This window comes from Blautia sp. OF03-13 (genome assembly GCF_003460685.1).
In the GTDB taxonomy this organism is placed as follows: domain Bacteria; phylum Bacillota; class Clostridia; order Lachnospirales; family Lachnospiraceae; genus Fusicatenibacter; species Fusicatenibacter saccharivorans.
In genome coordinates, this window is sequence record NZ_QTVR01000005.1 from 16,989 (window position 1) to 35,484 (window position 18,496).

An 18,496-nucleotide genomic window follows, 5' to 3' on the forward strand; every position below is an offset into this window, starting at 1 on the left:
GTATCATTATAGTGAGCCGTACGCCCATCTGCAACAACAATATTGGGGCAAGCGATAATTATATTGAGGTGATCTTCGATTTTTTCTTGTTTTTTTTCCCTTTTTGCCGCATACTTTACTTATCGTATGATTTTTAATGGATTTTATGGATTGGAGGTACGTTTCATGCAGATCCGCATGGATAAAGAAAACCGTGAGCTGAAGGCCCACGGCAGCTATGAATTTCCTGTCAACATCAGTTACGAACAGCTCTCCCGCTACGAGCGCGGCTCCTTTTCCTGGCACTGGCACCCGGAAATTGAGCTGACGTTTGTCCTCTCGGGGCAGATCGGATATCAGGTCAACGGCAAATCGTATGTCTTAAAAGAAGGGGACGGCATTTTCTGCAACACGAATGCGCTTCACAGCGGCCACATGATCGACGGGATGGACTGCGTCTATATTTCAACCACGTTCGCCCCGCGCTTTCTCTATGGTTTTTCAAACAGTGTGATCCAGACGCGCTACGTCGAACCGGTGCTGACGGATATGCAGCTCGCCTCCATCGTCTTTTCGCCGGAGATCGACTGGCAGAACCAGGTACTTGCCTGTATGCACCGCATCTACGACCTCTCGCTTTCACAGCCGTCCGCGTTTGAGATGGAAATCCAGGAGCTTCTGCTGTCGATCTGGATTGAGATTTACCGCCACGCATCGTTTTCCGGTGAATCCCAGAACACGGCGGCAGCGCGTGATGTTGAGCGGCTCCGCATTCTGCTCGACTACATCCACCGCCATTATATGGAGCATCTGACGCTCGAGGATCTCGCCGCACAGATCCACATCTGCCGCAGTGAATGCTGCCGTTTTTTCAAGAAATGCATGAACGAATCCCTGTTTGACTATCTTCTCGATTACCGTATTGAAAAAAGCCTGCCGCTCCTTCTCGAGCGCCAGGCCAGTATCACTTCCGTAGCGGAACAGACCGGATTTTCCAGTCCTGCCTATTTTTCTAAAATTTTCCGGCATCAGATGGGCTGCTCGCCGAGCGAATACCGGAACCGCGCGGATCACACGTAACGTTCAGCGCTGTACCGAGATTTCATTTCCTGCTGCCCGGCTTTTGATCCGCTCTCACAATCCACCCTCTCCCAAAACGAATGGATTACCTCCGGGAGGCTGCTGCGCTGCACAATCCGGCAGTCCTCCCACTCTCTTGGGAACAGCTCGCGGTACTCCCGGTTTCGGAACCGCTCGTCGAGCAACAGAATCACACCCGTGTCCTCCGTCGTACGGATCACGCGCCCTGCCGCCTGCAATACTTTATTCATGCCGGGATAGCGGTACGCGTAGTCGAAACCGTTCTCTCCGCTGCGGTCGAAATATTGCTTTAAAAGTTCTCTCTCCGGCCCCACCTGCGGGATTCCGGCTCCCACAACGGCCGCGCCGATCAGCTTTTCCCCGTCCAGATCAATTCCCTCCGAGAAAATGCCTCCCATGATACAGAATCCCACCAGCGTTTTCTCGTTGTCTTTCGCAAACGCTTCCAGAAACGCTTCTCTCTCCTGCTCCCGCATCGCCGACTCCTGGATCAGGCAGGTCACGTTTTCATCTGCATACAGTTCCTCATAGACCGCATAGACATCCTGCATCAGGCGGTATGACGGGAAGAACGCCATATAGTTGCCCTTCCGGCTCTGGATCATCTCGTTCAGATAAGCGGCGATCTTCTCAAACTCTGCGCGGTTTCTCCGCTGATACTTCGTGCTGACCTCGCTTCCGATCGCCAGACACCGCTTCGTGGGATCAAACGGGGACTCCACGTAAATCGCGTAATCGTCCGTATTCGTGCTGAACATCTTCTTATAATACTGCACCGGCAGCAGCGTCGCGGAAAAGAAGACGGCCGACCGCCCCTGGTTGATACACTGCTGCAGATTCTCCGCCGGGTTGACGCAGAACAGGCGCAGTGCAAAATCGCCGTTATCGAGATAACTCGTGTAGATCAGATAATTTTCATCCACTAAATTGTAAATCTCGGAAAAATTTCGCAAGTTAAAGTAAAATTCCAGAACCTGCTTCCGGATTTCGCTTGTCTTATGCGCTTCCAGCCAGCCCGCCAGTTCTTCCAGCAGCTGATTGACCATCATAAGAAACGTCGATACGCTTTCCAGCTCCGTGCAGGAATCGCACTCTCTTTTGTAGACGAGCATCTGGTGATTGCAGCGATTCAGCGCCTTCTCGAGCTTTTTGCCCGGTGCATACGGGCGGAGGAGCTGGCGGACCTTTAAAATCTCCTCTTTGACGAGCGTGGCACTGAACATATCGCGGCCCCGCTCGACCAGGTTATGCGCCTCGTCGATCAGAAAGATGTAGTCACCCTTCGTTCCTTCTGCGAAAAAGCGTTTTAATTTCGAGGTCGGATCAAACGCATAGTTGTAATCGCAGATCACGCCGTCCACCCACGAAGCCACATCAAACTGGAACTCGTGCGGGCAGACGTTCCATTTTTCCGCCTGGCGCAGGACTTCCTCTCTTGTGTAGGAATCGCATTCCGTCAGCATCTCGTACACCGCCGCGTTGATCCGGTCAAAATGACCTTTCGCGCGCGGGCAGTGGATTGGATCGCATTCGGGCTCATCGAGGATGCACATTTTTTCTTTTGCGGTCAGCGTGATTGCTTTGAACTGCAGTCCCTTCTCTTTTAGAATGGAGACCGCCTCCTCTGCCACGGTACGGGTGATGGTTTTCGCAGTCAGATAAAAAAGACGGTCGCCGCAGCCCTCTCCGATCGCGCGGATGGCCGGAAAGACCGTGGACATTGTTTTTCCGATGCCGGTCGGCGCCTGGACGAAGAGTTCTTTTTTCCGCAGAATGGTACGGTAGACGCCGCTCACCAGTTCCCGCTGGCCTTTCCGGTACGGGAAGGGGAATTCGAGGTGCTGCATTGAGGCATCTCGCGCTTTCTGCCACTGGTACTGGAATTCCGCCCAGATAAACCAGGCGTCAAGTAGCTCATCGAACCACTGCTCCAGTTCCGGGAGCTTGTACGTCTGCAGAAAATGGCGGATGCGCCAGTTGGAGTGCTCCGGCTTTACCTCTTCTTTGGTGAGCGGGCGCAGAAGGCCTTCCTCCTCGGAGGAGAGCAGGGTGTACGTCATCAGCACGCCCATCTCCTCTTTGCGGTTCTGAGGCCGTAGATGTAAGCGTAGCACTTCGCCTGTGCCAGATGTACCGGAACCGGCTCTTCCATCGTTTCGAGGTCACGGTACGTTCCCTTGATCTCCTCGATCACGGTCGTGGTTCCGTCCTCGTACATGCCGTCCGCTCTTCCCTCGACGCGCAGGATGAAATGCTCATATTCTTTTTCGTGAACCATCGGAACCTCCGCACGGTAATCGGCGCCCCGTTTTTTCTGAATCTGCTGATGCACCCGCGTTCCCGCCTGCATGGCATCGCGCTCGCCAAAACCTCCCGACGAGTTGTCCAGATCCCCGCTGCGCAGAATAAACTCCACCAGATTCCGCACGGAAATCCGGATCTCTTTCTTCTTCTCTTCCACTAGCCCGCTCCTTTTCTAACCAGACTATTCAGAGCCCCATCTCGATTCCGCTGCGCTGCATCTCGATGTGGCTTCTCGCCATATGAAATTCCAGAAAAGAACGCTCATTCATGCAAGCATGATTCGTGTCCTTTTCTGGAATTTCGCATGGCTCTGAATAGTTATCATTATACAGAAAAAAGGAGACTGCCGCAACAGTCTCCTTTTTTCTCTCTGAAGTTATGTGTCTCGTGTGATTAGTTTTTCTTCAGAAAGTCCCCTGCGCAAATTCTGTCTCTACTCTCGCTGGCGGCGCAGGCTGAATTTTTTTCGTTTCCCTTAATAAAATTTATGCTACAGCAAATTTCTGCAGGGTTTTATTGAATGCCGGACTGTCACCATAGCAGTGTACGGTGAGATCACGGTTCAGATCCATGCTGAGGATGCCAAGAATGGATTTTGCATCAATAATAACGCGGTTGTAAAAAATGTCAATATCAAAATCACATTTGGAAGCTGCTTTTACAAACTCCTCTACTTCCTCAGTTCCATTGAGTCTTACTACGCAGTGTGACATACGATTCACCTCTTTCTTAATCAATAGCTGTTTGTTTTCCTATCGTTGAGGTAGATTATGCACTTTTTCTCTTTAAATGTCAATATTGAATTTATTTCCTTGTTTTTGCCATATTATGCATGTTTTTTATGCAAGTTTTTCTCATTAACCCTTCATATTTGTCGCTTTTTGTCTCATTTGCGCAGTCGTGTGTAACCGGTTACACAAAATCCGTTTAAAATAAAATAGTTTTTGCCAAAAGAAACGTAAAAATCTTGTCAAAAAAACCCGCTTTTCCTTGTAAAATCAAGGAAAAACGAGTTTTTCATGCCATTACTTGCTTCTATATTTAATGATTAGATGTTGATCTTTGCAATATCGGTGTTATCCACTTCTGCAAATCTTCCTTCGTCCACCAGCTCGGCAAACTCCGGATGAATCGGCATTTTGCCGAGAACCGGCACGCCGATCTCGGCTGCGATCTCGTCGATGTGGCTTTCGCCGAAAATGGACAGCTTTTTGCCGCAGTCCGGACATACGAGGTAGCTGTAGTTCTCTACGATACCGAGCACCGGAACGCTCATCATCTGTGCCATCTTGTAGGCTTTCATGACGATCATGCGCACCAGATCCTGCGGGGAAGATACGATCACTACGCCGTCTACCGGAAGAGACTGGAAAACGGTCAGCGGAACATCACCGGTTCCTGGCGGCATATCGACGAAGAGATAGTCCAGGTCGCCCCAGATGACGTCGGTCCAGAACTGTTTTACGGTTCCTGCGATGACAGGTCCTCTCCAGATGACCGGCTCTTCCTCGCCCGGAAGCAGGAGGTTGATGGACATTACCTTTACGCCGTTTGCTGCAACTGCCGGGTAAACGCCCTTGTCATCTACGTTTGCAGGTCCTTTCAGGCCATACATTTTCGGGATGGACGGTCCTGTGATATCGGCATCGAGGATACCAACCTTGTAGCCCTCTTTTGCTTTCTGGTTTGCCAGAGATGCGGTTACCATGGATTTACCAACACCGCCCTTGCCGCTGACAACGCCAATGACATGTTTGATCGAAGAATCGGCATTCAGATCAATATGAAAATCCGGTTTGCCCTGTCCTGCTTTGCTTGGACATCCTTCGCAGCTTTCTTTGGAACAGCTCGAATTGCTGCATTCTTTTGCCATGTTTCTTTCCTCTTTTCTTGTTTTTCTTGCTTATTTGACAAAGCGGTCGATCGCCTTATTCAGCTCCTGAATCGCTTTTGTGTCCCCATGCTCGACTGCATCGACGATGCAATGTTCAATGTGATCCTCCAGGATAATTTTTCCTGTATTGTTAATGGCCGCCTTCACGGCAGACAGCTGGATCAGAACCTCAGTGCAGTCCCGGCCTTCCTCTACCATCCGCTTGATCGACTCCATGTGTCCGATCGCGCGGGAGAGGCGGTTTAAGACTGCTTTTGTATTTGTATGATGGTGCCCGTGGGCGTGATCGTGGGAATGCTCGATCACGGTGCCGTCTTCCAGCACATGCACATGCGTGTGTTTTTCTTCACTCATCGTTTTTTTCTCCGCTTTTCTGGTATTTTCTGCGCGATTCAGATTTCTGTAAACGTAAACCGCTGGCGGATGCCGGAGGTCTCAATGTCAAAGACCAGAGATCCGTCCGCTTCCACCGTTTTTTCATATTTTAAGTTTTTGTCCGGAAATTTCTGACGGATATACGCCTCCGGGTCATCCGTCTCGATCTCGTCGAAAAAGACGTCCCGCATCTGATTATTGGCACACTCATTAAAAATCTCCCAGACGGTCTCGTACTCTTTTTTCATCCTGTCACTCTCCGTTTCGTAAGACTTCTCCGCACTGGCTCCACTCGCCAAGCAGCCGCTCCACAGACCATGCGGCGTTCGCGGGACTCGTCGACGGAAGGCGAACCGCTTCCCGTCCCAGCTGCTTCTCCTGGTACTTCCGGTAATACTTCCACGCGGTCGCCCCGTTGCAGTAAATCTGCCGAATATCGGCGCATTCCAGAATGTCCTGCAGCGGATTCGGCACAACATCGCGGATGCTCGCATCGCTCGAGCCTGTGATGACGCAGGACGCGATCACATCCCAGACAGCGATATGATTCCGGAGCAGAAACGCCTTCTTCTCTTCCACGGTCTGCGGCACCTCTTCCCCGCACACGGCTGCCGTCACTTTCCAGAAACGGTTCTGCGGATGGCCGTAAAAAAATCCGGTCTCCCTGGATTTTACGGACGGAAAACTGCCGAGAATCAGAATCCGGGAATCGGCGCGGTAAACCGGCGGAATCGGATGCACCACCGGGTGCTCATTTTTGTTCTCGTCAGGTCGGCTCATCTTCATCAAACTCCACTACCGTATAGAATCCTCTCGGTGTCTCTTTTACTTCTTTTACGATTCCCTTCCGGGACTGCAGCCTCTCATACGCCTGATAATTCCTGCTCATGGCCACTGCCGGGGTAATCGTATAATAATAGGAGGTAGGCAGTGCGCTTTCTGTCACGTTGACTTCCTGGCCTTCCTCGAGAAGTCCCTGTCGCTCCATTTTAAATTCCATCTGCCGCATATTCCTCATCCTCCTTTTTGCAGCGGGCAAAAGATACGCCCATGGGGTATTTTATCACACTTTTCCGAAAAAGAACAGGGGTTTTCGACAGAAAAAGGCGGTACCGGACCTTCGCCCCCAGAATTTTTGTTTTGATCATTTTCCAGATCTTTTCTCTTGCTTTCATTCACAAATTCTCCGTGTCCAGTATAGCGCAAAAACCCGGATTCCGACTATGCATATTTTGCCGCATGTGCGAAAAAAGAAAGAATCCGGCCGCCCAGAGACCGGATTCTTTCTTCTTATATAAATATAAAACGCATTTCTTTTTAGTGATGGAACAGACGGATTCCTGTAAATGCCATCGCCATGTTGTACTTGTTGCAGCACTCGATGACAGCGTCGTCACGAACCGATCCGCCCGGCTCTGCGATGTACTCGACGCCGCTCTTGTGTGCGCGCTCGATGTTGTCGCTGAACGGGAAGAAGGCATCGGAGCCTAAGGTTACGCCCTTCATCTGGTCGAGCCATGCACGTTTCTCTTCTCTTGTGAAGACTTCCGGTTTTACTTTGAAGATCTTCTCCCATGCGCCGTCTGCGAGAACATCCATGTACTCCTCGCCGATGTAAACGTCGATCGCATTGTCACGGTCTGCACGGCGGATGCCGTCTACGAACTGCAGATCCAGCACCTTCGGGCACTGACGCAGGAACCAGTTGTCGGCTTTCTGTCCGGCAAGACGGGTGCAGTGCACACGGGACTGCTGGCCTGCGCCGACACCGATGGCCTGACCGTCTTTGACGAAGCATACGGAGTTGGACTGGGTATATTTTAAGGTAATCAGTGCAATCTTCAGATCGCGTTTTGCCGCTTCCGGAATCTCTTTGTTCTCGGTTACCACGTTGGAGAGCAGCTCATCGTCGATCGGCAGCTCCTGGCGGCCCTGCTCAAAGGTAATGCCGAAGACCTGTTTGTGCTCGAGCGGAGCCGGACGGTAATTCTCGTCGATTTTGATGACGCAGTAGTTACCTTTTTTCTTTGCTTTCAGGATTTCCAGTGCTTCATCGGTAAATCCCGGAGCGATGACACCGTCAGAAACCTCGCGTTTGATCAGGGATGCGGTGTCTTTGTCGCAGACATCAGAAAGTGCGATAAAGTCGCCGAAAGAAGACATGCGGTCTGCGCCTCTGGCTCTTGCATAAGCGCATGCTAACGGAGAAAGCTCTCCCATATCGTCTACCCAGTAAATTTTACGCAGGGTCTCGTCCAGCGGAAGACCTACGGCTGCACCTGCCGGGGAAACGTGCTTGAAGGAAGTTGCTGCCGGAAGACCGGTGGCTGCTTTCAGCTCACGTACCAGCTGCCAGCCATTGAAGGCATCCAGAAAATTGATATAGCCCGGACGGCCGCTTAATACTTCGATCGGAAGATCTCTGTCATCATCCATGTAAATTCTGGAAGGTTTCTGGTTCGGGTTGCATCCGTATTTTAACGCTAATTCTTTCATGATTTTCTCCTTTCGCAAAACACTCGATTTCTTATTTATTTTTATTCACGATTCTTGTCTCATACTTGCCGGTTGCAATGTCGATATAGCGTGTGAAGAGGGACACCTTGTTGTCCTCGTTTAAGCTGCTCCAGAGCAGTTCGGTGAAAGCATCGATGTCATCCGGAATCTCGACCAGTTTTGGCTCACCTTCAAAGCTTGGCAGCGGATTGCCGTCGTGCATGTAGGTGTGGATGAAATGGCCTTCCCCTGCTACACAGTTATCATAGGAGAAGGTGTAGCGGTTGCACTGGGACGGATCGCCGTTGTTGCTCTTTAAGATCGACATCTGGTAGCCGTACGTTCCGTTCTCTACGTGCATCACACCGGAAATACGAGGAGTGTAGTTCGGTGCATCCGGCTCAAACTCTCTGCTTCGAAGGGATACCTCAAACGTTTTTCCCTGCCCCAGTCCTTCGTATACGGTATCGGTCTGGTCTCCGTTTGTTACGATCGTATCATTTCCCAGAACGCGTACCGGTGCGTAGATGATCAGGCTCGGATCTTCCAGCTTCGACGGATCAAACGCCTGTGTGCGGATTCCCTCACCCTCCTCAACAAAGACACGGTTGCGGCTGTTCTGGCTTCTGCCCATAATAAAGTATCCGGCAACGGCTTTTGTGCCGTCTTTGGATCTGCCGATCACAATTCCTCTTCCTGGATATGCATTTCCTTTTAATTCCTGTTCCAGTGATACTTTTTTCATCTTCTGTTCTCCTTTTCAAGGTGGCTGGAATGGGATTTTCTGTTTTTGGATAAAAAAACAGACCCACTCCCCCAAGCATTCTTCTGCCCAGACGGTCGGCCTCTTCTCACGCTATACTCCCTGTGGTCATTTCCACTTCCGTCAGTCGTATAACTGCCTTTACCTTAACATGGAAAATCCCGCCTGTCAAGGGACACGGCGGGATTTTTTTAAATGAAATTTTCAGAATGCACGAAGACAGCTCCGGTAAACGCCCCGGTGGATTCTGCAAATGTGTGGGTGAACGTCAACTTAGAACCCCTCTCTGTGACGCTCTTTTCGCAGTTCATAGCGGCGTTTTCCGCCCTCCCACTCGGCCTCCTGCTCCGGGGATTCCAGAATCAGGCCCGGGACGGGAAGTGCGCGGCCGTTCTCGTCGATGGCCACTATCACCACGTAGGCACGGTTGATCATTTTCCGAATGCCGGTCGCAAGCTCTTCCACGTACGTGTCGACGCGCACCTCCATTGAGGTGCGTCCGACATACGTCACTCTTCCGACCAGTACGACGGTGTCGTTCAGAAAAGCAGGATGCTTGAAGTTCAGATTGTCGATGCACGCGGTGGTGATTTCGTGGCCGCAGTGGCGGCGTCCCACCAGACCGGCAAGCTCATCGATCCACGCGACCAGCTGGCCGCCGAACAGACGGCCATAGCCGTTGATATGGCGGTGCATCAGAAGATACGACTGCTCTGTCTCAGAATCTTTTACGCGTTTCTTTGCCATTTCTTCCATTTTACCAATACGCTCCTTTTCACATCCTGTTTTTTGTATCTTTATACGTTCGCAAGCGCCTGATCAAGGTCTGCAATGATATCGTTCACATCCTCGATGCCGACCGACAGACGGATCAGATCCGGCAGAACACCGGCTTCGATGAGCTGCTGATCGTTCAGCTGGCGATGGGTATGGCTTGCCGGGTGCAGAACGCAGCTTCTTGCATCGGCAACGTGTGTCACAATTGCTACCATTTTCAGGCCGTTCGTGAAGCGCATCGCGCCGTCTCTTCCGCCCTTTGGTCCGAAGCAGAGAACGCCGCAGGTTCCGTTCGGCATGTATTTTTCTGCCAGCGCATGGTATTTGCTGTCTGCAAGGCCTGCGTACTCAACCCATGCTACCTTCGGGTGGTTTTTCAGGAACTCTGCCACTTTCTCGGCATTTCTGCAGTGACGCTCCACGCGCAGGTGCAGGGTCTCCAGACCGACATTCGTCAGGAATGCATTCTGCGGGGACTGGCACGCTCCCATATCACGCATCAGCTGTGCGGTTGCTTTTGTGATATACGCTTTTTTACCGAATTTCTGCGTATAAATCACGCCGTGGTACGATTCGTCCGGTGTAGTAAGGCCCGGGAATTTGTCTGCATGCGCATCCCAGTCGAAGTTTCCGGAATCGACAATCGCTCCGCCGAGCGCCATTGCATGGCCGTCCATGTATTTTGTGGTGGAATGGGTGACAATATCTACACCGAACTCGAACGGACGGCAGTTGATCGGGGTTGCAAAGGTGTTGTCGCAGATCATCGGAACGCCGTGCTCATGTGCAAGTTTAACAAACTTGTCAATGTCAAGTACAACACCTGCCGGGTTGGAAATCGTCTCGGCAAAGACAGCTTTGGTGTTCGGCTTGAATGCTTTTTCCAGCTCATCTGCCGGCGCATCCTGGTCCACGAGGGTAGTCTCGATGCCGAATCGTTTTAAGGTAACGGCGAGCAGGTTGGAGGTTCCTCCGTAAACCTTTGCCGCGCAGACAACGTGGTCGCCTGCCTCACAGATGTTGGTAACGGCAAGCATCGTTGCCGCCTGGCCGGAAGATGTGAGCATGGCTGCCACGCCGCCCTCCAGATCGCAGATTTTCTGTGCTACGACGTCGTTCGTCGGGTTCTGCAGACGGGAATAGAAATATCCCTCTTCCTCCAGATCGAACAGTTTTCCCATTTCCTCGCTGGTTGCATATTTGAATGTTGTGCTCTGGTAAATCGGAAGTACACGCGGCTCACCGTTTTTCGGCTGCCATCCTCCCTGTACACAAATTGTGTCCTGGCTGTATCCCATAATTTTTCTCCCTTCTGTAAGTGAAACCGGTCCACCGGGCCGATTTCTGCTGTGCTCAGCGCCATAATAATACCCCCACCCGGGATGCCCGGGCGAGGGTATCACTTTTTCCTATTATAACTCTGTTTGTTCTTTCCTGCAACTATATGCGCACAGATTTAGGAGAGATATTCATCCACATATTTCTGGATATTGGAAGCATTCACAATCTTCTGCGCCTGGCCGTCCTCCACAACGAGAAGAGTCGGTGCCTGCATGATGCCGTACTGTGCGGCAAGATCCGGGTGACGCTCTGCGTCGATCACCTCATACTGCTCCTCGGCGAGCATTTCTTTTGCCATTTTGCAGTTCGGGCAGGTGCTTGTCGTGAACAGGTACATGCCGTCTTCCTCGATTTTATCTGCTGCAGCGGCTTTCGGCTCTTCTTTTCCAGCGGCCTGCTCTGCCAGTTTCTCTGCTGCGCCGTACGATTTCATTTTCTGCTCCGGCGATTTGGAGTGGATGATATCATATACAGTTCTGTTCTTGTACTCCTGGCGTTTTCCGTCGTTCCAGTTCTTGACCGGACGATAATATCCCGTGATGCGGCTGTAAACCTCTGCCTCTTTTCCACAGATCGGACATGTAAAGTGCTCGCCGGCGAGATATCCGTCGTTCGCACAGACAGAATACGTCGGGGACAGCGTGTAGTACGGCAGTTTGTAGTTCTCTGCAATCTTCCGCACAAGGGAAGCTGCTGCTTTCCAGTCCGGCAGTTTTTCGCCAAGGAACGCATGGAATACAGTTCCCGAGGTGTACAGCGTCTGCAGATCATCCTGAATATCAAGCGCAGAGAAAATATCCTCGGTATAGTCCACCGGCAGATGGGAGCTGTTGGTATAGTACGGGGTATCTCCCTCATGGCCTGCGGTCTTGATATCCGGCCATTTTGCACGGTCATGTTTTGCCAGACGGTATGCGGTCGACTCCGCCGGAGTTGCCTCAAGGTTGTACAGATCGCCATACTCCTCCTGGTAATCAGAAAGACGCTCTCTCATATGGTTCAGAACTTCTTTCGTAAACTGCTGTGTCTTCGGATCCTCCAGACCCTTTCCGAGCCATGCGGCATTTAAGCCGGCCTCGTTCATACCGATCAGACCGATGGTTGAGAAGTGGTTCTCAAACGTTCCAAGGTACCGTTTCGTATATGGATACAGTCCCTCGTCCAGGAGGCGGGTAATGACCTCACGTTTCGTCTTTAACGAACGTGCGGCAATATCCATCATATGATCGAGACGGCGGTAGAACTCTTTCTCATCTTTGGACTGATATGCGATACGCGGCATATTGATGGTGACAACGCCGACCGATCCGGTGCTCTCGCCGGAACCGAAGAATCCGCCTGTTTTCTTTCGAAGCTCACGCAGATCCAGGCGGAGACGGCAGCACATGGAGCGCACGTCGCTTGGTTTCATATCGCTGTTGATGTAGTTGGAGAAGTACGGGGTACCGTATTTTGCAGTCATTTCGAACAGCAGACGGTTATTCTCCGTATCGGACCAGTCAAAATCGGATGTGATGGAGTAGGTCGGGATCGGGTACTGGAAGCCTCTTCCGTTGGCATCTCCCTCGATCATCGTCTCGATGAACGCTTTGTTGACCATATCCATCTCTTTTTTACAGTCTTTGTACTTGAAGTCCATCTCCTTACCGCCGACGATCGCCGGAAGCTCCGCGAGGTCATCCGGTACGGTCCAGTCGAGTGTGATGTTGGAGAACGGTGCCTGGCTTCCCCAGCGGCTCGGTGTGTTGACACCGTAGATAAACGCCTCGATGCACTTCTTCACTTCGCCGTAGCTTAAGTTGTCCACTTTGACGAACGGCGCCAGATACGTATCAAATGAAGAAAATGCCTGCGCACCTGCCCACTCGTTCTGCATAATGCCGAGGAAGTTGACCATCTGGTTGCACAGAACCGAAAGATGTCTTGCCGGAGAAGAAGTAATCTTTCCGTTGATGCCGCCAAGTCCTTCTTTGATGAGCTGTTTTAACGACCATCCTGCACAGTAGCCGGTCAGCATCGACAGGTCGTGGATGTGAATATCCGCGTTGCGGTGTGCCTCGGCGATCTCGTCATCATAAATCTCTGATAACCAGTAGTTGGCTGTGATCGCGCCGGAATTGCTTAAGATCAGACCGCCGACAGAATACGTTACAGTCGAGTTCTCTTTGACACGCCAGTCCTCTACTTTTACGTAGCTGTCCACGATCTCTTTGTAGTCTACGATCGTCGATTTCATGTTGCGGATTTTTTCCCTCTGCTTGCGGTACAGAATGTAAGCTTTTGCCACTTCTGCGTAGCCGCACTGGATCAGCACGTTCTCCACGCTGTCCTGAATTGCCTCCACTGAAATTTTTCCGTCTTTGATCTTGGACTGAAAGTCCGCTGTTACGCGCAGTGCCAGCATCTGAAGCATGTCATCGCTGAACTGCATATCTTTTGCGCCGAATGCTTTTCCAATCGCATCGGTAATCTTTTTCATCTGGAACTCTGCAATCGTTCCGTCTCTCTTTTCTACCTGAAACATGGAATCCCTCCTGTTAATTCAACCGTTTCTGCAAGGCCTTTTTAAGGTTCCACTCTTTGCAGTGTCTGAACCATATGATAGCAGAGCATGTTTCTCCCGTCAATAGTAAAAAGTACCATATCTAGTGTGAAATTTTCTAACATCACTAGATATGGTACTTTTACTTATGTTCTGTCCCTTCCATTTTTCGGCGCTGTACGGCGCTTAAAGGGATGTACTGCCGTTTTTAAGCCCGCTTGCCATACCTCTATACCCTCGGATAGATATCCTTCGGTACATAGGCTTTTACGCGGATGCCTTCCGGCAGATATTCTTCTTCGAGCAGAATTCCGTATCCGCGGATCAGTGAAATCGTTCCCGCCTTATCGTACGGATAGAGGCGCTCGATATAGATTTTTCCCTCCATCATCCACGAGGAGAGTAAATTTTTGAGGTCTTCGAGTCCCTGTCCTGTTTTGGCAGAGACCGCAAGGCTCGCGTCTGCCCGGAAATCTTTTACAACCATCGGGGCGAGAAGCTTATCCTGCTTGTTCAGCAGGGTGACGATCTTTTTGTCCTCAACTTTCAGTTCCCGCAGCGTATCGTACACGACCTGCATCTGCAGCTCCATCTGCGGATTTGACGTATCCACAACGTGGAGAATATAGTCGGCATACCGTGCTTCCTCCAGCGTACTGCGGAATGCATCGATCAGATGATGTGGCAGCTTATTGATAAATCCAACCGTATCGGTCAGCAGGATTTCCTGTCCATCCGGAAGGGTCAGTGACCGCGTCGTCGTATCCAGCGTGGAAAACAGCATTGCATCTGCCAGAATTTCCGATCCTGTCAGTGCATTTAAAAGACTGCTCTTTCCCGCTGACGTATAGCCTACGAGCGCCGCTACCGGGATTTTGGAACGTTTTCTGCCTTCACGAAGGAGCTCTCTGTGCTGGCGTACTTCCTCAAGCTCACGTTTTAACTGCGTAATACGCGTGCGGATCAGGCGCCGGTCGGTTTCCAGCTTTTTCTCTCCCGGTCCTCTCGTACCGATTCCGCCGCCGAGACGGGAAAGCGATGTGCCAAGGCCGGAAAGTCGGGACGCACGGTACTTTAACTGGGCCAGCTCAACCTGGATTTTACCCTCGCTGCTCACGGCGCGCGCCGCAAAGATATCCAGGATCAAAAGCGTACGGTCCATGATCTTGCATTCCAGTGCTTCCTCCAGCCCTTTTAACTGGATCGAGGAGAGCTCATCGTCGCAGATGATGCCCGTCGCATCGCAGGCGCGCACCAGAATTTTCAATTCCTCTAATTTTCCTTTTCCGATGTACGTTCCCGGATGAATGGCCTCTCGCACCTGCACCAGGCGGCCCTCCACCTTCGCACCGGCGGTGCTGGCCAGTTCCGCCAGCTCGTCGAGCGATTCTTCTGCGTTTGCGCCGCCGTTTTCCTGTACGCCGACCAGAATCACGCGCTCCTGTTCTTCTCTTAAATCAAACAATCCAACTTCCTCCGTCTGTTATCGGTTCTGGAGAAACGTATTTTCCCGCTGCGCCGCGGTGTTTTCCGGGTATGCTGCCAGAAAATCCGCCATCAGCGACTTCGCGGTATCAAAATCCGCCCGTTTTTCATAGGATACAATCTGGTTGAACAGCAGATTTTCCCGGTCGGAATCCTCTGCCGTTTTGAGTCCTTCCTCGATATACGAGAGTGCACTGTCCGTGTCGTTTTCCGCAAGTGCGCAGAGCGCCAGCCCGTTGTTTGCTGCCGCCGCAAAGCCATCTGTCGAAAGATACGAAGAAAACAGTGCTTTCGCCTCGTCGTTCTGACCATTGGAAAGGTAAACCTCGCCGAGCATTTCCATCGCCGCGCTGCTGCCGTCCTTCATTGCCTTCGAGAACGCTTTGACCGCCTCGTCCTGCTCCTCCAGATAGTAGTATGCGCAGCCGATGTTATAATAATCCTCGGTCGTTTTCGGCTCAATCTTCACTGCCGCTTCGAGGTAACGGTCTCCGTCCGCCTTCATGCTGCTCTCCTGATACAGCTCGTAAATGTCAAGGCAGAGCTGATAGCTCTCCTTCGTCTCCACTGCCGCATCAAAATCCACCTTCGCCTGCTCGTAATTCTTCTGCAGGAAGTACGCGCGTCCCCTAAGGAACAGCGCATCGGCATCGGCCTTTTCTTCCTGAATATTGGTGCAGATCTCAATGGCTCCATCCAGATCTCCGGCCTGTACGCAGGTTTCCGCCTCGTAATACATGACATCGCGCGAAAACTCCGCGTCTTTGTGCTTCATGCTCGAAAGACTGCTCTTGAAAGCCTCTTTTGCCTTGTCATACTCCTGGCTTTTCAGATAAGCGATGCCGAGCGACCGGTAGCTCTCCGCCAGTCGGTCGCCTGCCTTTACGGCTCCCTCCAGCATCGCAATCGACGTTACGTAGTCCTTCTGTTCGAGCGCCTCGATGCCCTTTTTATAAAGCTTTGAATTTTTATTTTCACAGCCGCCAAGCACCATTGCCGCCGCCAGAAAAAAGATTACCAGTCTTTTTTTCATTCTGTCACAAGTCCTTCTTTATGCATCACAGAAACAACCTGGTCTACGTATTTTGCACACGTTGCGTCGTCCGGTGCTTCCACCATGACACGGATCACCGGCTCGGTGCCGCTCTCTCTTACGAGGATGCGTCCGTCATCGCCCAGGGCCTCTGCTACGTCTTCTACTGCTTTCTGTACTGCCGGGTTGGCCTTTGCAGCTGCTTTGTTTGCCACGCGGACATTCTTTAAGAGCTGCGGGTAAATCACTACCTCGGCTGTCAGGGTGCTGAGCGGGAGTTTCTTATCTATCAGCACTTCCATCACCATCAGGGAGGTCAGGATTCCGTCACCGGTCGTCGCGTGCTTGCTGAAAATGATGTGGCCGGACTGCTCTCCGCCGAGAGAATAGCCGTTTGCCATCATGTTCTCGCACACGTATTTGTCGCCGACTGCCGTCTTCTCATACCGGATACCGGCGCGGTCACACGCTTTGTAAAGACCGAGGTTTGACATGATCGTGGTCACAATCGTATCTCCGTTTAACTGGCCTTTTTCTTTTAAGTATTTACCGCAGACATACATGATCAGGTCTCCGTCTACCACATTTCCCAGCTCATCGACAGCGATGCAGCGGTCTGCGTCTCCGTCGTAGGCAAATCCGACATCGAGGTGTTTCTCTCTTACATATTTCTGAAGCTCTTCGATGTGGGTGGAACCACAGCCGCAGTTGATGTTTGTTCCGTCCGGCTCGTTGTGGATCACATATGTCTTGGCGCCGATGGCATCAAACACGCTCTTGGCTACGGAAGAGGCACTTCCGTTGGAGCAGTCGAGTCCGACTCTCATGTTTTTAAAGGATTTTGTCGGAATCGAGATCAGGTGTCCAATGTAGCGGTTTCTTCCGGCTGCAAAATCCACGGTGCGTCCGATGTCTTCTCTCGTTGCGAACGGGATCTTCGGTGTTCCGTCGTCGATGTAGGCTTCGATCTGCGCTTCGATGTCGGCTTCCAGTTTCTGTCCCAGGCCGTTGATGACTTTAATTCCGTTGTCATAGAACGGGTTGTGGCTGGCGGAGATCATAATTCCGCAGTCAAAGTTTTCGGTACGGACAACATAGGAAACGCTCGGGGTGGTCGTTACGTGCAGCAGATAAGCGTCTGCTCCCGATGCGGTCAGTCCTGCTACCAGCGAATATTCGAACATGTAGCTGGAGCGTCTGGTGTCTTTTCCAATGACGATCTGTGCTTTGTGGTCTTTTCCGAAATACCATCCGAGGAATCTTCCCACTTTATATGCATGCTCAACCGTCAGATCAATGTTTGCTTCTCCGCGAAATCCATCTGTTCCAAAATATTTACCCATGGTATGCTCCTTTCCCCTTTCGGGCAGAAAGCGTGTCTGAAATTTTTTGCAATCATTCAAACACGCTTTTTCTGGTTATTCACTCAAATAACAAAATATCGTAATTAGTCGTACAGCTTCTCGCTGTATACGCCGTCCGCAATCAGTTTGCGGAATGCTTCTGTTACGGAAGCTTTGTCTTCCTGATACGTTACGCCGAACCACTCTGCGTCGGTCGGAAGAACTTTTACTTCTGCTTTTCCTGCGTGCAGCAGCTCGTCGATGTAGATCGGAAGGAGGTACTCGCCTTTTACATCTCCCTCTTTCTGTGCAGAAAGGAATTCAACAAAGCCTTTCTCCAGAAGATCAATGAACTCCGGCTGCAGTCCCCACATGTTCATGGAAACAAGGGAGTTTTTGTCGATCGGATCAACCGTTCCGTCTTCTTTTTCAACGCCTGCGCCCTCTGCGGTCTTTACGATGTTTTTCGTCTCGTTGACACCGGTCAGGTTTCCGTTTTCATCAACGACGCAGACACCTCTTGTGACACCGCCGTTGTCACTTAAGGTGTTTCCAAGCACGAATCCTGCCATGGAGATCGGCATAACTTCATCCACATCATGCTCCTGTACGAGGTAGTCGTGCAGTTTTACGAACGGCTCTTTTCCGTAATAGTCATCAGCATTGATAACAGCAAACGGCTCTTTTACAAGACCTTTGCAGGCAAGAACGGCCTGGCCGGTTCCCCACGGTTTGGTACGGCCTTCCGGTTTTGCAAAGCCTGCCGGCAGATCATCGAGCTCCTGGAATGCATATTCCACCTCTGTGATTTTGCTGATGCGGTTGCCGATGACTTCCTTGAAATCTTTCTCCAGATCCTTGCGGATGATGAAGACTACTTTGTTGAAGCCGGCTTCCAGTGCATCGTGGATGGAATAATCCATGATGATCTCCCCGTTTGGTCCTACTGGCTCAAGCTGTTTGATTCCCTTTCCAAATCTGCTGCCGATTCCGGCTGCCATGATCACAAGTGCTGTTTTCTTCATAGCGTTTTCCCTTTCTCTTTTCCCCTTTTTTCTCCTGT

General features: G+C 51.3%; 19 protein-coding genes and 1 riboswitch. Of the genes, 1 reads left to right on the plus strand and 18 read right to left on the minus strand.

Annotated elements, in window-relative coordinates; translation table 11 throughout:
* The first annotated feature begins 165 nt into the window (after positions 1 to 165).
* Complete coding sequence (locus tag DXA55_RS04815; RefSeq protein ID WP_158565036.1) at positions 166 to 1,059, plus strand: AraC family transcriptional regulator; 894 nt, start codon at positions 166 to 168, stop codon at positions 1,057 to 1,059.
* On the opposite strand, the gene DXA55_RS04820 is transcribed toward DXA55_RS04815, so the two are convergent.
* The 18 genes from DXA55_RS04820 to DXA55_RS04905 form a co-directional block, all read right to left on the minus strand.
* Positions 1,050 to 3,140 carry an ATP-dependent DNA helicase gene (locus tag DXA55_RS04820; protein ID WP_242998371.1) on the minus strand — a complete coding sequence of 697 codons (2,091 nt, stop codon included), beginning with the start codon at positions 3,138 to 3,140 and terminating at the stop codon, positions 1,050 to 1,052. The genes DXA55_RS04815 and DXA55_RS04820 overlap by 10 nt on opposite strands.
* Positions 3,140 to 3,541: a hypothetical protein gene (locus DXA55_RS04825; RefSeq protein ID WP_117813187.1), complete on the minus strand. Its 402-nt coding sequence runs from the start codon at positions 3,539 to 3,541 to the stop codon at positions 3,140 to 3,142. Before DXA55_RS04825 ends, DXA55_RS04820 begins: the two co-directional genes overlap by 1 nt.
* A 328-nt stretch (positions 3,542 to 3,869) precedes the next feature.
* The gene (locus DXA55_RS04830; protein ID WP_022463118.1) at positions 3,870 to 4,097 is read right to left on the minus strand and encodes an HPr family phosphocarrier protein; all 228 of its coding nucleotides are present in this window, start codon (positions 4,095 to 4,097) and stop codon (positions 3,870 to 3,872) included.
* A gap of 335 nt (positions 4,098 to 4,432) precedes the next feature.
* Positions 4,433 to 5,257 carry an Mrp/NBP35 family ATP-binding protein gene (locus DXA55_RS04835; protein ID WP_055219741.1) on the minus strand — a complete coding sequence of 275 codons (825 nt, stop codon included), beginning with the start codon at positions 5,255 to 5,257 and terminating at the stop codon, positions 4,433 to 4,435.
* Between the two features lie 30 nt (positions 5,258 to 5,287).
* The gene (locus DXA55_RS04840; protein ID WP_055219739.1) at positions 5,288 to 5,632 is read right to left on the minus strand and encodes a metal-sensing transcriptional repressor; all 345 of its coding nucleotides are present in this window, start codon (positions 5,630 to 5,632) and stop codon (positions 5,288 to 5,290) included.
* A gap of 38 nt (positions 5,633 to 5,670) precedes the next feature.
* Positions 5,671 to 5,901 (minus strand): hypothetical protein, encoded by a 231-nt coding sequence (locus DXA55_RS04845; protein WP_022463115.1) that lies wholly within the window; start codon positions 5,899 to 5,901, stop codon positions 5,671 to 5,673.
* 4 nt (positions 5,902 to 5,905) lie between these two features.
* The gene (locus DXA55_RS04850; RefSeq protein ID WP_022463114.1) at positions 5,906 to 6,433 is read right to left on the minus strand and encodes a DNA-deoxyinosine glycosylase; all 528 of its coding nucleotides are present in this window, start codon (positions 6,431 to 6,433) and stop codon (positions 5,906 to 5,908) included.
* Entirely contained in the window at positions 6,420 to 6,662 is a 243-nt protein-coding gene (locus DXA55_RS04855; RefSeq protein ID WP_022463113.1) for a hypothetical protein, read from the minus strand. Before DXA55_RS04855 ends, DXA55_RS04850 begins: the two co-directional genes overlap by 14 nt.
* On the minus strand, positions 6,643 to 6,828 hold the full coding sequence (locus DXA55_RS04860) for a hypothetical protein (protein WP_117813190.1): 186 nt from the start codon (positions 6,826 to 6,828) through the stop codon (positions 6,643 to 6,645). Before DXA55_RS04860 ends, DXA55_RS04855 begins: the two co-directional genes overlap by 20 nt.
* A gap of 142 nt (positions 6,829 to 6,970) precedes the next feature.
* The gene (locus tag DXA55_RS04865; RefSeq protein WP_022463111.1) at positions 6,971 to 8,149 is read right to left on the minus strand and encodes a phosphoribosylaminoimidazolecarboxamide formyltransferase; all 1,179 of its coding nucleotides are present in this window, start codon (positions 8,147 to 8,149) and stop codon (positions 6,971 to 6,973) included.
* A 31-nt stretch (positions 8,150 to 8,180) separates the two neighbouring features.
* Entirely contained in the window at positions 8,181 to 8,894 is a 714-nt protein-coding gene (locus DXA55_RS04870) for an IMP cyclohydrolase (RefSeq protein WP_055219737.1), read from the minus strand.
* Between the two features lie 78 nt (positions 8,895 to 8,972).
* A riboswitch (ZMP/ZTP riboswitch) is annotated at positions 8,973 to 9,053 on the minus strand.
* Positions 9,054 to 9,185: 132 nt separating this feature from the next.
* On the minus strand, positions 9,186 to 9,668 hold the full coding sequence (locus DXA55_RS04875) for an acyl-CoA thioesterase (protein WP_117813192.1): 483 nt from the start codon (positions 9,666 to 9,668) through the stop codon (positions 9,186 to 9,188).
* 41 nt (positions 9,669 to 9,709) lie between these two features.
* Positions 9,710 to 10,987 (minus strand): O-acetylhomoserine aminocarboxypropyltransferase/cysteine synthase family protein, encoded by a 1,278-nt coding sequence (locus tag DXA55_RS04880; protein WP_117813194.1) that lies wholly within the window; start codon positions 10,985 to 10,987, stop codon positions 9,710 to 9,712.
* Positions 10,988 to 11,145: 158 nt separating this feature from the next.
* Positions 11,146 to 13,554: a ribonucleoside triphosphate reductase gene (locus tag DXA55_RS04885; RefSeq protein WP_117813196.1), complete on the minus strand. Its 2,409-nt coding sequence runs from the start codon at positions 13,552 to 13,554 to the stop codon at positions 11,146 to 11,148.
* Positions 13,555 to 13,801: 247 nt separating this feature from the next.
* Positions 13,802 to 15,037: a GTPase HflX gene (hflX, locus tag DXA55_RS04890; RefSeq protein WP_055227015.1), complete on the minus strand. Its 1,236-nt coding sequence runs from the start codon at positions 15,035 to 15,037 to the stop codon at positions 13,802 to 13,804.
* 18 nt (positions 15,038 to 15,055) lie between these two features.
* Positions 15,056 to 16,090, minus strand: a complete 1,035-nt coding sequence (locus tag DXA55_RS04895) for a tetratricopeptide repeat protein (RefSeq protein WP_055219726.1) — start codon at positions 16,088 to 16,090, stop codon at positions 15,056 to 15,058.
* Positions 16,087 to 17,433: a phosphoglucosamine mutase gene (gene glmM / locus DXA55_RS04900; protein ID WP_022462134.1), complete on the minus strand. Its 1,347-nt coding sequence runs from the start codon at positions 17,431 to 17,433 to the stop codon at positions 16,087 to 16,089. The genes DXA55_RS04895 and glmM overlap by 4 nt, the downstream gene beginning before the upstream one ends.
* Before the next feature lie 104 nt (positions 17,434 to 17,537).
* A complete protein-coding gene (locus tag DXA55_RS04905; protein ID WP_117813198.1) occupies positions 17,538 to 18,458 on the minus strand; it encodes a nucleotidyltransferase family protein in 921 nt (306 codons plus the stop codon).
* Positions 18,459 to 18,496 lie beyond the last annotated feature (38 nt).